Source organism: Pseudomonas sp. B6(2017) (genome assembly GCF_002112765.1).
GTDB lineage: Bacteria > Pseudomonadota > Gammaproteobacteria > Pseudomonadales > Pseudomonadaceae > Aquipseudomonas > Aquipseudomonas piscis.
The window spans coordinates 98,081-110,060 of sequence record NZ_NEIQ01000006.1 but is presented as its reverse complement, the minus strand read 5'-3'; the positions used below and the strand labels follow the sequence as shown (position 1 = coordinate 110,060).

Below are 11,980 nucleotides of genomic sequence, written 5' to 3'. Positions count from 1 at the left end.
GGTGTATAATTTGGCAAATTTTGTCAAAAGCGGACAAAGCCATGAGCACCATGAACATCTCCCTGCCGGACGCCCTCAAGTCCTTTGTCGATGATCAAGTCAGCCAGCGTGGCTACAGCACCAGCAGTGAATATGTGCGTGAGCTGATTCGCAAGGATCAGGATCGGCAACATCTGCGTGGCCTGTTGTTAGCGGGGGCTCAATCGGCACCGGGCACTGCTGTGGACGGTGACTATTTCGAATCCCTGCGTGCCAGGGTTCGCAAGGCTCGGGGATGAAAGCCAAGCCGGTCATTCCACGTGCCTTTGCCAGTCAGAACGTGGAAGGCGCTATCAACTACTACCTTGACCAACAGGCCGAGCAGGCTGCGCTCGGTTTTATCGATGCTCTGGAAAAGGCCTATGTCCATATCGGCCGTCATCCGGCCTCGGGTATGTCTCGTTACGCCCACGAGCTGGATCTGCCGGGGGTGCTTTGTTGGCCGTTGAAGCGCTACCCCTATCTGATGTTCTACGTTGAACGTGCTGACCATATCGACGTGTGGCGGGTTTTGCATGGTATGCGGGACTTTCCTGAATGGTTGGCTGAAGGTGTTTTCTGGTAGTGGTGGGGGATGTCTGGGGTTTTTTGTGGTGAGTTTGAGGGGGGGGACATATCCGTTGCTGCGGTAACGGCCTCTTACGGTTTCGCTCTTACAGCGACTCACTTTTGAAAATCCGGAATGCCGGCCCAGACAAAAGTAAGCAAAACGCTCCTGCCCCCGCATCCGGCACCTCGCTAAGGCTCGGCACCGAGTGGAGGGGCAGGAGCCTTTGGTTACTTTGGGCTTTTCAAAGTGACTCGCCGTAAGGGCGAAACCACCAGCCGCCACACCCGCAGCAACGGATATGCCCCCGTCCCCTTACTTATCCCACGTCCCCGGACACCCCTGGCAGCCCTCCATATTGGCATCCTGGAAATTCCCATAATGCTGCCGCGCCTCGCGCAGGTCGGCGCCTTCCAGATTGCTTTCGCCGAACTTGGCCTCCTGCAGATTGGCCTCGCTCAGATTGGCCCCTTGCAGATCCGCCTTGCTCAACCAGGCCATCTCCAGGTCCGCCGCCTGCAAGTTGGCCCGCTGCAGCTTGGCTCCGGAGAGCCGGGCGAACTGCAGGTAGGCGGCGCTGAGGTTGGCGTTGGCGAACTGTGCGCCCTGGGCGAACAGGCCCCAGCCCTGGATCGCCATCAGCTTGGCGTCGGTAAAGTCCGCCAACCGCAGGTTGCTCTGCTGCAGGCTGGCGCGGGTCAGGTTGGCGCCCTGCAAGCGGGCTTTTTCCAGGTTGGCCAGGTCCAGTTGGGCGTGACGCAGGTCTGCATCGCGCAGATCGGCGCCGGCCAGGTTCATCTTGCGCAGGTCCTGGTTGGCCAGGTTGGCGCCCCGCAGGTTGGCCCCGGGGCACTGGCTGGATTCGGCGATCAGGCAGCCGTTGATGGTCAGCGGGACGTCGTTGCCCTCGTCGTCGACGTTCATTGCGAAGGCGGGGGAGAGGGTCAGCAGCAGGGCAAGGGGCAGGTAGTTCATGGGGCGGTTCTCCGGAAGCAGTGAAGGCGGGTGTGGCGAGGGAGCAAGCGCCCTCGCCACAGGTCGATCAGCGCTGGGCGGTCTTGCTGTCCCAGCTGGGGATCTTGAACACCCAGAACGAGCCGCCCTGGGCCACCGGCTTGGTCAGCTCGGCCATGTCACCGCCCCACAGTGGCACGGCGCCGCCGTAGCCCACGGTCACGCCGATGTACTGCTCGCCATCCTGCTCCCAGGTGATGGGTGGGGAGACGATGCCGCTGCCAGTCTGGAATTTCCACAGCTGCTTGCCGGTCTTGGCGTCGAAGGCCTTGAAGAAGCCGTCGCCGGTGCCGGTGAATACCAGGTTGCCCTTGGTGGCCAATACCCCGGCCCACAACGGCAGCGGCTCCTTGTGCTCCCACACCAGCTTGCCGGTGGTGGGGTCCATGGCGCGCAGGGTACCGACGTGGTCGTCGTACATGCGCTTGATGCGAAAGCCCATCCCCAGGTAAGCCGAGCCTTTCTTGTAGTTCACCTCTTCGGTCCAGTACTCCTCCTTCCACTGGTTGCCGGGGATGTAGAACAGCCCGGTGTCCTGGCTGTAGGCCATGGGGTTCCAGTTCTTGCCCCCCAGGAACGGCGGCGAGACTTCCACCGGCTTGCCCTTGGTCTCGCCCGGCAGCGGCTTGGCCGGACGCTGGCCTTCGTTCTCCACCGGACGCCCGGTCTTGAGGTCGATATGGCTGGCCCAGGTGATGTTGTCGACGAAGGGGAAGGCGTTCTGCAGCTTGCCGTTGCTGCGGTCGACCACGTAGAAGAAACCGTTGCGGTCGGCGTGGCCGGTGGCCTTGACCCGCTTGCCGTCCTTGCCCTTGTAGTCGAACAGCACCAGCTCGTTGTTGCCGGAGAAGTCCCAGGCATCGTTGGGGGTGTGCTGGTAGAACCACTTGACCTCGCCGGTGCTCGGATCGACGCCGACCTGGCCCGAGGTATAGAGGCTGTCGAAGTCGTGGGGGTTGCCGTCCTTGGCGGTGCGCGCCCAGGTGTTCCAGGGGCCGGGGTTGCCGGCGCCGACGATGATGGTGTTGGTCTCGGAGTCAAAGCTGGCGCTCTGCCAGGGGGCGCCGCCGCCATGGCTCCAGGCCTCGACCTTGCCAGTCTCGGTGGTCTTGTCGTCCGGCCAGGACGGCGCCTTGACGTCGCCGGTGGGGGTGCTGTCCTTGCCGTTCAGGCGGCCCATGTGGCCTTCGACGAAGGGCCGCATCCACACTTCTTCGCCGGTGTCCGGGTCACGGGCGAACAGCTGGCCGACCACGCCGAATTCGTCGCCGGAGCTGCCATGGACCAGCAGTATCTTGCCGCTCTTCTGGTCCTTCACGATGGTCGGCGCACCGGTCATGGTGTAGCCGGCGCTGTGGTCGCCGAACTTCTTGTTCCACACCACCTTGCCGGTGTTCTTGTCCAGGGCGATGACCCGGGCATCGAGGGTGCCGAAGAAGACCTTGTCGCCGTAGATCGCCGCGCCGCGGTTGACCACGTCGCAGCACGGGCGAATGTTGTCCGGCAGGCGGTGATTGTAGGTCCACAGGCGCTTGCCGGTCTTGGCGTCCAGGGCGAACACCCGGGAGTAGGAGCCGGTGACGTAGACCACGCCGTCGCTGACGAGGGCCTGGGACTCCTGGCCGCGTTGCTTCTCGTCGCCGAAAGAGTAGGACCAGGCCGGGGTCAGCTTGAACACGTTCTGGTCGTTGACCAGGGCCAGCGGGCTCCAGCGCTGGGCGTTGGTGCCCATGCCGTACTGCAGCACGTCCTGGGTGGTCAGGTGGTCGTTGGCGATGTCTTCCCAGGTCACGCCCTTGCCGGTTGGGGCGTTGGCGGCCAGGCCGGCGCCGGCCAGGGACAGACTGCCGGCCAGTAGCAGGGCCTGCACGGCGCGGCTGAAGGGGAAGGGGGCGGATAGGGTTCTTGTTGTCATGGTGGCAGTTCCCGGTAAAGGTTTTTGGCCTGGCCAGGGTCTGCTGCGAACGGGTTTTCAGATACGGAAAAAGTCCCGCCCTTGCCGGGAATAGTTCCCGGGAGGCACCTGATTTAGAACCGCGCCACAAGCCCTACTACCAAGGGAGTAGGGCGCGACCACCAAAGCAGCATACGGCCGCATCCGGGCTGTTCCTAAGATGGCGGCATGGCCTCTGTAGCGAGGTCTTGCGTGCAATCTTGAGGGCCTGACAATGACAACAAAACACAACGCCCTGCTCGTGGCAGGGCTGCTGGCCGGAGCCTTGGCCACCGGCGCGGCATGGGCCCATGGCAACGTGGTGCCCCAGGCGGTGCAGACCCAGGGCCTGACCCCGATCAAGGACGCCGGGGTGACGCTGGATGGCGATGGCTGGGCGGCGGTCAACCCGTACCGCACCTCGCCCGAACACGACAAGGCGGTGGAGATCGGCGCTTCGGCCTACAACCAGAACTGCGCCGCCTGCCATGGCCTGGAAGCCAAGTCCGGAGGCATTGCGCCGGATCTGCGCATGCTGGATGCCGGCGAAGCCGGGGATGAGTGGTTCGTCGAGCGGGTGCGCCACGGCGCGGTGCGCGATGGCCGGGTGTACATGCCGAAGATGGCCGACTACCTGAGCCAGGAGGCCCTGTGGGCGGTGCGCACTTACCTGGACAGCGTGCACGTCGAGGAATGAGCGCCATGGCTCGTCTCGTGCTGCTGTTTGCCGCCGTGCTGTGCTGCCTGGCGGCCCAGGCCGGGGTGCGCAACTATGATGCGATGATCGCCTCCGGTGAACTTAAGGTGGCGGTGTACCAGGATTTTGCCCCCTACAGCTTCCAGGACCGGGGCCAGCCCCGGGGCGTCGATGTGGAGCTGGCGCAAGCCCTGGCCGAGGCCCTGGGGGTGCGCTTGCAACTGATCTGGGCGCCGCCTGGGGAAACGCTCGACGACGACCTGCGCGACTACATCTGGCGCGGCAGCCCGCTGCGCCACCAGCAACTGGCGGACCTGATGCTGCGCGTGCCCTACGACCACGACTACGCGCAAAAGCGCAACGACCTGGGCGAGCTGGCCAACGATCAGGTGGTGATGTTCGGTCCCTATCAGGAGGAGCGCTGGCAGGTGGCATTCGACCGCCGCCGGCTGGATTCGGTGGCCAGTGTCGCGGTGTTCCAGCAACACCCCATTGGCGTCGAGGTAGACAGCGTGCCGTCGTTCTACCTGACCTCGGTGTTCAACGGCCTGCTCAGTGCCAAGACCCATCATTACCCCAGCGTGCAACAGGCGTTCGGGGCCTTGCGGGCGGGGCAGGTGGATGCGGTGATGGCCATGCGCGGCGAGATCGACTGGCAGTTGCACCAGGCCGCTGATCCGCAGTGGGCGCTCGCGCAAAACGCCTACCCGAACATGGGCAAGCAGGTGTGGGAGATCGGCATGGCGGTGCATGAAAGCAACCGCCAGCTGGCCTATGCCGTGGAAGAGGCCCTGGAGGGGCTGATCCGCGATGGTCGGCTCAAGGCGCTCTACGCCCGTTATGGCCTGCGTTACGAGGTCCCACAGATGTATCAATAGGAGCAAGGTTGATGAACTGGCGAGCGACCTGCCTGCTGGCGTGCTGGTTGCCCTGGGCGACCCCGGCGCTGGCTGCCGAGCCTGGTATGCACCGGCCACCGGGCGCGGACCCGGTGCCCTCGGTGATGTGGGCCTTCTACCACAAGCAATTGCTGGGAGACGCGGCGTTCGTCTTCGATGAGCGGGTCAAGCTGCTGGCGCCGCCTTTTGCCGAGGACGCGCGCCAGGTGCCGCTGGAGATCGATGCCCGGGCCTTCGGCGGCGAGGTGGTGCGGATTCTCGCCTGGGCCGAGCTCAACCCCTTGCCGCGCATCGTCGACTTCGAGCCCGGGGAGCGGGTGCTGCCCTGGCTGTCGATCCGCATCCGCATCGAACAGGCCACGCCCCTGCGCGCCGCGGTGCAGACCCGCGATGGCCTGTGGCACGTGGGCTCGACCCTGATCGATGCCGCGGGCGGTGGTTGCACCGCGCCCAGCGTGGTGCGCACCCAGCCCGGCTGGGAAGAGCACATCGGCGAGGTGCTGGGTGGGCGCTATCCCCGGGGCGCTGCCAGCCGCCTGCGCCTGCAAGTGTCCCATCCGATGGATAACGGCCTGGTCAGCGGCGTCCCCGAGTTCTTCCTCAACCACGCCGAATTGCGCGACCAGAACGATCAGCGCCTGGCCCGCCTCGAACTGTTCCCGGCGGTCAGCGAGAACCCCAACCTGGGCTTCGATATCCAGGACCCTGGGCCGGCCAGGCTGGTGCTGCAGGACAACAGCGGCAACCGGTTCGAGGCCGCGTTGCCCTGAACCCCATGTGCTTACCGGAGGCGCCCGCCATGCGTTGGATCCTGTTGTTGCTGCTGTGCCTGGGCCTGCCGGCCCGGGCCGACCTGGACTATCGACTCACCCCCCGGCAGATCGCCGCGGACACCTGGCTGCTCGAAGGCAGCACCGACAATTTCGCCAAAGCCAACGGCGGCAACATCGTCAACACCGGGTTCATCGTCACCGACAGCGGGGTGCTGGTGATCGACAGCGGGCCGTCGAAGCGCTACGGCGAAGCCCTGCGCCGGGCTATTGCCACCATTACTGACAAGCCGGTGATCGAGCTGTGGCTGACCCATCACCACCCCGACCACGTGCTGGGCAACCAGGCCTTCGCCGACGTGCCCATCGGTGCCCTGGCCGGCACCACCGACCTGCTGCGCCAGCAGGGCGAGGCCCTGGCGGAAAACATGTATCGCCTGGTGGGCGACTGGATGCGCGGCACCGAGGTGGTGCTGCCCACCCAGGTGCTGGAGCCTGGGGTGCGCGACATTGGCGGCCACCGCCTGCGCTTGCTGGGGCTGGGCGGACACACCGGGGCCGACCTGGCGATCCTCGACGAGACCACCGGGGTGCTGTTCGCCGGTGACCTGGTGTTCTACGAGCGCGCGCTGACCACTCCCAACAGCCCGGGGCTCGAGGTCTGGCTCAAGGACCTGGACACCTTGCAGGCGCTGCCGTGGAAGCAGGTCGTCCCCGGCCATGGCCCGCTGGCCGCCGATGCCCGGCCCTTTGCCCAGATGCGCGACTACCTGGGCTGGCTCGATGGCCTGATGCGCGACGGCGCGGCACAAGGCGACGACATGGCGGAGATGATCCGCCGCCCGATCCCCGAGCGTTTTGCCGGCATCAGCCTGACCCGCTACGAGCTGATCCGCAGCGTCAGCCACCTGTACCCGCGCTACGAGCGCCAGCGCCTGCAACGCCTCGACGGCCACTGATCCCGTGGCGAGGGCGCTTGCTCCCGCTCGACCGCATAGCGGCCGCAAAACCTGAATTCGTGATCCTGGCAGGAACGGGGTGGCAGCCATGGGGGCGGCTGCGCCACCCGGCGGGAGCACGCTCCCTTGCCACCTCCGCGGGAGGGCTGCTTGCCGCTTGTAGCTTGCTGCTGGCCGCTGCTCTTCTTCTACCAAGGAACTAGAAAACTCAGCACTGCGAGCAATTGTTGGCGGGCAGGCCGCGACCAAGAATTCCCGGCAGGCCGGGAAAATTTCCCGGGGACAACAATAACCGCAGAGGTAGCCGTCATGACCCAACCCCCACGCCGTCCCTTCTTCGCCGTGAGCCTGGTGCTCAGTGCCATGCTGCTGTCCGGCGCGGCGCTGGCCGCCGTCGACGACCAGGAGATCCTCCAGGATCCGAAGAATCCGCAGCAGATCGTCACCAACGGCCTGGGGGTGCAGGGCCAGCGCTACAGCCCGCTGGACAGGCTCAACGTCGACAACGTCAAGGACCTGCGGCCGGTGTGGGCGTTCTCCTTCGGCGGCGAGAAGCAGCGCGGCCAGCAGGCCCAGCCGCTGATCAAGGACGGGGTGATGTACCTCACCGGTTCCTACTCGCGGGTGTTCGCCGTCGAGGCCCGTACCGGCAAGAAGCTCTGGCAGTACGACGCGCGCCTGCCCGATGACATCCGCCCGTGTTGCGATGTGATCAACCGGGGCGTGGCGCTGTATGGCGACCTGGTGTTCTTCGGCACCCTGGACGCCAAGCTCGTGGCCTTGAACAAGGACACCGGCAAGGTGGTGTGGAGCAAGAAGGTCGCCGATCACAAGGAAGGCTATTCCATCAGCGCCGCGCCCATGGTGGTCAACGGCAAGCTGATCACCGGGGTCGCCGGTGGCGAGTTCGGCGTGGTCGGCAAGATCCAGGCCTACGACCCGAAGAACGGCGAGCTGCTGTGGATGCGCCCCACCGTGGAAGGCCACATGGGCTACGTGTACAAGGATGGCAAGGCCATCGAGAACGGCATTTCCGGCGCAGAGGCGGGCAAGACCTGGCCGGGCGACTTGTGGAAGACCGGCGGTGCCGCGCCCTGGCTGGGCGGCTACTACGACCCGGAAACCAACCTGCTGCTGTTCGGCACCGGCAACCCGGCGCCGTGGAACTCCCACCTGCGCCCCGGCGACAACCTGTATTCCTCCTCGCGCCTGGCCCTGAATCCGGACGACGGCACCATCAAGTGGCACTTCCAGAGCACCCCCCACGACGGCTGGGATTTCGACGGGGTCAACGAGCTGGTCTCCTTCAACTACAAGGAGGGCGGCAAGGAGATCAAGGCCGCCGCCACCGCCGACCGCAACGGCTTCTTCTACGTGCTGGACCGCACCAACGGCAAGTTCATCCGCGGCTTCCCCTTCGTCGACAAGATCACCTGGGCCACCGGCCTGGATAAGAACGGCCGGCCGATCTACAACGAGGCCAGCCGCCCTGGCGCGCCGGGCAGCGAAAGCAAGGGCAGCTCGGTGTTCGTCGCCCCGGCCTTCCTCGGGGCCAAGAACTGGATGCCCATGGCCTACAACCGCGACACCGGGCTGTTCTACGTGCCCTCCAACGAGTGGGGCATGGACATCTGGAACGAGGGCATCGCCTACAAGAAGGGCGCGGCGTTCCTCGGGGCTGGCTTCACCATCAAGCCGCTCAACGAGGACTACATCGGCGTGCTGCGGGCCATCGACCCCATCAGCGGCAAGGAGGTCTGGCGCCACAAGAACTTCGCGCCGCTGTGGGGCGGGGTGCTGACCACCAAGGGCAACCTGGTGTTCACCGGCACGCCGGAAGGCTTTCTCCAGGCGTTCAACGCCAAGACCGGCGAGAAGGTCTGGGAATTCCAGACCGGCTCCGGCGTGCTGGGCTCGCCAGTGACCTGGGAAATGGACGGCGAGCAGTATGTCTCGGTGGTCTCCGGCTGGGGCGGCGCGGTGCCGCTGTGGGGCGGCGAAGTGGCCAAGCGGGTCAAGGACTTCAACCAGGGCGGCATGCTCTGGACCTTCAAGCTGCCCAAGACCTAAAAGCAGCGGCAAGCTTTTAGCTGCAAGCGGCAAGCTTTCGATCTTGCCGCTTGAGGCTTAAGGCTTGCCGCTGCTGTTCTACGACCAAATGACGAGAGCCCTTGCTGCCAACGATGCATTCGTCTGGCACCAGGGGCTCTCTACCATCGAGCCATCGCCTGTCGTGGACAGGCATCGACCCGCAGAGGCCCAGCATGATCTACGCACAACCCGGAACCCCAGGCGCCATCGTGTCCTTCAAGCCGCGCTACGGCAATTTCATCGGTGGCCAGTTCGTGCCGCCGGTGGCCGGCCAGTACTTCACCAACACTTCGCCGGTCAATGGCCAGGTGATCGCCGAGTTCCCCCGTTCCACGGCCGAAGACATCGACAAGGCTTTGGACGCTGCCCATGCCGTGGCTGAGGCCTGGGGCAAGACCAGCGTCCAGGAACGCTCGCTGATCCTGCTGAAGATCGCCGATCGCATCGAGCAGAACCTGGAGCTGCTGGCGGTCAGCGAGACCTGGGACAACGGCAAGGCGGTGCGCGAGACTCTCAATGCCGACGTACCCCTGGCCGCCGATCATTTCCGTTATTTCGCCGGTTGCATCCGCGCCCAGGAAGGCGGCGCCGCGGAGATCAACGAACTGACCACCGCCTACCACTTCCATGAACCGTTGGGCGTGGTGGGGCAGATCATCCCGTGGAACTTCCCGCTGCTGATGGCCGCCTGGAAGCTGGCCCCGGCCCTGGCCGCCGGCAACTGCGTGGTGCTCAAGCCCGCCGAACAGACGCCGCTGTCGATCATGATCTTCGCCGAGCTGGTGGCCGACCTGCTGCCGGCCGGCGTGCTGAACATCGTCCAGGGCTTTGGTCGCGAGGCCGGCGAGGCCCTGGCCACCAGCCAGCGCATCGCCAAGATCGCCTTCACCGGCTCGACCCCGGTGGGTTCGCACATCATGAAATGCGCTGCCCAGAACATCATCCCGTCCACCGTGGAACTGGGTGGCAAGTCGCCGAACATCTTCTTCGAAGACATCATGCAGGCCGAGCCCAAGTTCATCGAGAAGGCCGCCGAGGGCCTGGTGCTGGCGTTCTTCAACCAGGGCGAGGTCTGCACCTGCCCATCCCGGGCCCTGGTGCAGGAGTCGATCTACGAGCCGTTCATGGCCGAGGTGTTGAAGAAGATCAAGCAGATCAAGCGCGGCAACCCGCTGGACACCGAGACCATGGTCGGCGCACAGGCGTCCCGGCAGCAGTACGAGAAGATCCTCTCCTACCTGCAGATCGCCCAGGAGGAGGGCGCCCAACTGTTGACCGGCGGCGCCGTCGAACCCCTGGCGGGCGACCTTGCCAGCGGCTACTACATCCAGCCGACCCTGCTCAGGGGGCATAACCAGATGCGCGTGTTCCAGGAGGAGATCTTCGGCCCGGTGGTGGGGGTGACCACCTTCAAGGACGAGGCCGAGGCCCTGGCGATCGCCAACGACAGCGAGTTCGGCCTCGGGGCCGGGGTCTGGACCCGCGACATCAACCGCGCCTACCGCATGGGCCGGGCGATCAAGGCTGGTCGCGTGTGGACCAACTGCTATCACCTGTACCCGGCCCATGCGGCATTCGGTGGCTACAAAAAGTCCGGCGTGGGCCGCGAAACCCACAAGATGATGCTCGACCACTACCAGCAGACCAAGAACCTGCTGGTGAGCTACGACATCAATCCGCTGGGCTTCTTCTAGGCAGCGGCAAGCTTCAAGCGACCCATGCGTGCCTTTGTCGCTTCTATCTTGCCGCTTGCCGCTTGTAGCTGCCCCTGTCGCCCCTACCAAGGCATCCGCCAACCGGTGCCAAAGTAGCATTCGACCCCTTCGCTGCACGTGCATTAATGCGGTTACCGGAATCTCCCGGCACGACAAGAGGATCGACCCCATGTGGCATAAACCCGCCTACACCGACCTGCGCATCGGCTTCGAAGTGACCATGTACTTCGCCAATCGCTGAGCCGTTCCGCTCCGGTCGCTACGGGTGGCGACCGGAGTCTTCTGTCTTCGGAGCACTCCATGCATATCCGCATCCTCGGTTCCGCAGCGGGCGGCGGTTTTCCGCAGTGGAACTGCAACTGCCGCAACTGCGCCGGTGTGCGCAATGCCAGCCTGCGGGCCCGGCCGCGCACGCAATCGTCCATCGCCCTGAGCGACAACGGCGTGGACTGGATCCTGTGCAACGCCTCGCCGGACATTCGCGCGCAACTGGCGTCTTTTCCTCCCTTGCAACCGGCACGGCAACTGCGGGACTCGGCGCTGGCCGGGGTGATCCTGCTAGACAGCCAGATCGACCATTGCACTGGCCTGCTCAGCCTGCGCGAGGGCTGCCCGCATCAGGTCTGGTGTACCGAGATGGTGCACCAGGACCTGTGCAGCGGTTTCCCGCTGTTCAACATGCTCAGCCACTGGAACGGCGGCCTGGCCTGGCAGCCGATCCACCTCGATGGCCGCACCTTCAGCGTACCGGCCTGCCCGGACCTGCTGTTGCGGGCGATTGTCCTGCGCAGCAGTGCGCCGCCGTATTCGCCCCATCGCGGCAACCCCCATCCGGGGGACAACATCGGCCTGTTCGTCGAGGACCGGCGCAGCGGCGCCAGCCTGTTCTACGCCCCGGGCCTGGGCCAGGTGGACCAGGCCCTGCTGGAGTGGATGGGCCGCGCCGACTGCCTGCTGGTGGACGGCACCCTGTGGCGCGATGACGAGATGCGCCAGTGCGGGGTCGGCGACAAGCTCGGCAGCGAGATGGGCCACCTGGCGCAAAGCGGCCCCGGCGGCATGCTCGAGGTGCTGGAGGCGTTTCCAGGGGCGCGCAAGGTGCTGATCCACATCAACAACACCAACCCGATCCTCGACGAAGACTCCGCCGAGCATGCCCAATTGCTGCGCCGTGGCATCGAAGTGGCCCACGACGGCATGGACCTGCACCTGTAGCCGCTGTCGAGCCTGCGAGGCCGCGACCGGGTGCGCAGCGCCCGTAAACCAGGCGGCGCGGTGCATCAGGCCGATCGCGCCACCTGATCGGGCGACCCGTG

At 65.4% G+C, this 11,980-nt stretch carries 12 protein-coding genes; 10 read left to right on the top strand and 2 right to left on the bottom strand.

Going from position 1 to position 11,980, the window contains the following annotated elements:
• The first annotated feature begins 41 nt into the window (after positions 1 to 41).
• Entirely contained in the window at positions 42 to 278 is a 237-nt protein-coding gene (locus tag CAG11_RS11720; protein WP_085596445.1) for a type II toxin-antitoxin system ParD family antitoxin, read from the top strand.
• Positions 275 to 604, top strand: a complete 330-nt coding sequence (locus CAG11_RS11715) for a type II toxin-antitoxin system RelE/ParE family toxin (RefSeq protein ID WP_085596444.1) — start codon at positions 275 to 277, stop codon at positions 602 to 604. The genes CAG11_RS11720 and CAG11_RS11715 overlap by 4 nt, the downstream gene beginning before the upstream one ends.
• 297 nt (positions 605 to 901) lie before the next feature.
• On the opposite strand, the gene CAG11_RS11710 is transcribed toward CAG11_RS11715, so the two are convergent.
• Entirely contained in the window at positions 902 to 1,561 is a 660-nt protein-coding gene (locus CAG11_RS11710) for a pentapeptide repeat-containing protein (RefSeq protein WP_085596443.1), read from the bottom strand.
• 67 nt (positions 1,562 to 1,628) lie between these two features.
• On the bottom strand, positions 1,629 to 3,515 hold the full coding sequence (gene exaA / locus CAG11_RS11705; RefSeq protein WP_085596442.1) for a quinoprotein ethanol dehydrogenase: 1,887 nt from the start codon (positions 3,513 to 3,515) through the stop codon (positions 1,629 to 1,631).
• A 253-nt stretch (positions 3,516 to 3,768) separates the two neighbouring features.
• On the opposite strand from exaA, the gene pedF reads away from it, so the two are divergent.
• From pedF to pqqB, 8 genes are all read left to right on the top strand, one after another.
• Positions 3,769 to 4,230 carry a cytochrome c-550 PedF gene (gene pedF, locus CAG11_RS11700; RefSeq protein ID WP_085596441.1) on the top strand — a complete coding sequence of 154 codons (462 nt, stop codon included), beginning with the start codon at positions 3,769 to 3,771 and terminating at the stop codon, positions 4,228 to 4,230.
• A gap of 5 nt (positions 4,231 to 4,235) precedes the next feature.
• Positions 4,236 to 5,108 (top strand): ABC transporter substrate-binding protein, encoded by an 873-nt coding sequence (locus CAG11_RS11695; protein WP_085596440.1) that lies wholly within the window; start codon positions 4,236 to 4,238, stop codon positions 5,106 to 5,108.
• A gap of 11 nt (positions 5,109 to 5,119) precedes the next feature.
• Complete coding sequence (locus tag CAG11_RS11690; protein WP_085596439.1) at positions 5,120 to 5,899, top strand: quinoprotein dehydrogenase-associated SoxYZ-like carrier; 780 nt, start codon at positions 5,120 to 5,122, stop codon at positions 5,897 to 5,899.
• A 29-nt stretch (positions 5,900 to 5,928) separates the two neighbouring features.
• Entirely contained in the window at positions 5,929 to 6,858 is a 930-nt protein-coding gene (locus tag CAG11_RS11685; protein WP_085596438.1) for a quinoprotein relay system zinc metallohydrolase 1, read from the top strand.
• A 309-nt stretch (positions 6,859 to 7,167) separates the two neighbouring features.
• Complete coding sequence (gene pedH, locus CAG11_RS11680) at positions 7,168 to 8,928, top strand: PQQ-dependent alcohol dehydrogenase PedH (protein ID WP_085596437.1); 1,761 nt, start codon at positions 7,168 to 7,170, stop codon at positions 8,926 to 8,928.
• A 194-nt stretch (positions 8,929 to 9,122) separates the two neighbouring features.
• Complete coding sequence (locus tag CAG11_RS11675) at positions 9,123 to 10,643, top strand: aldehyde dehydrogenase family protein (protein ID WP_085596436.1); 1,521 nt, start codon at positions 9,123 to 9,125, stop codon at positions 10,641 to 10,643.
• A 190-nt stretch (positions 10,644 to 10,833) separates the two neighbouring features.
• A complete protein-coding gene (gene pqqA, locus CAG11_RS11670; protein WP_011060521.1) occupies positions 10,834 to 10,905 on the top strand; it encodes a pyrroloquinoline quinone precursor peptide PqqA in 72 nt (23 codons plus the stop codon).
• 59 nt (positions 10,906 to 10,964) lie between these two features.
• Positions 10,965 to 11,879: a pyrroloquinoline quinone biosynthesis protein PqqB gene (gene pqqB, locus CAG11_RS11665; RefSeq protein ID WP_085596435.1), complete on the top strand. Its 915-nt coding sequence runs from the start codon at positions 10,965 to 10,967 to the stop codon at positions 11,877 to 11,879.
• Positions 11,880 to 11,980 lie beyond the last annotated feature (101 nt).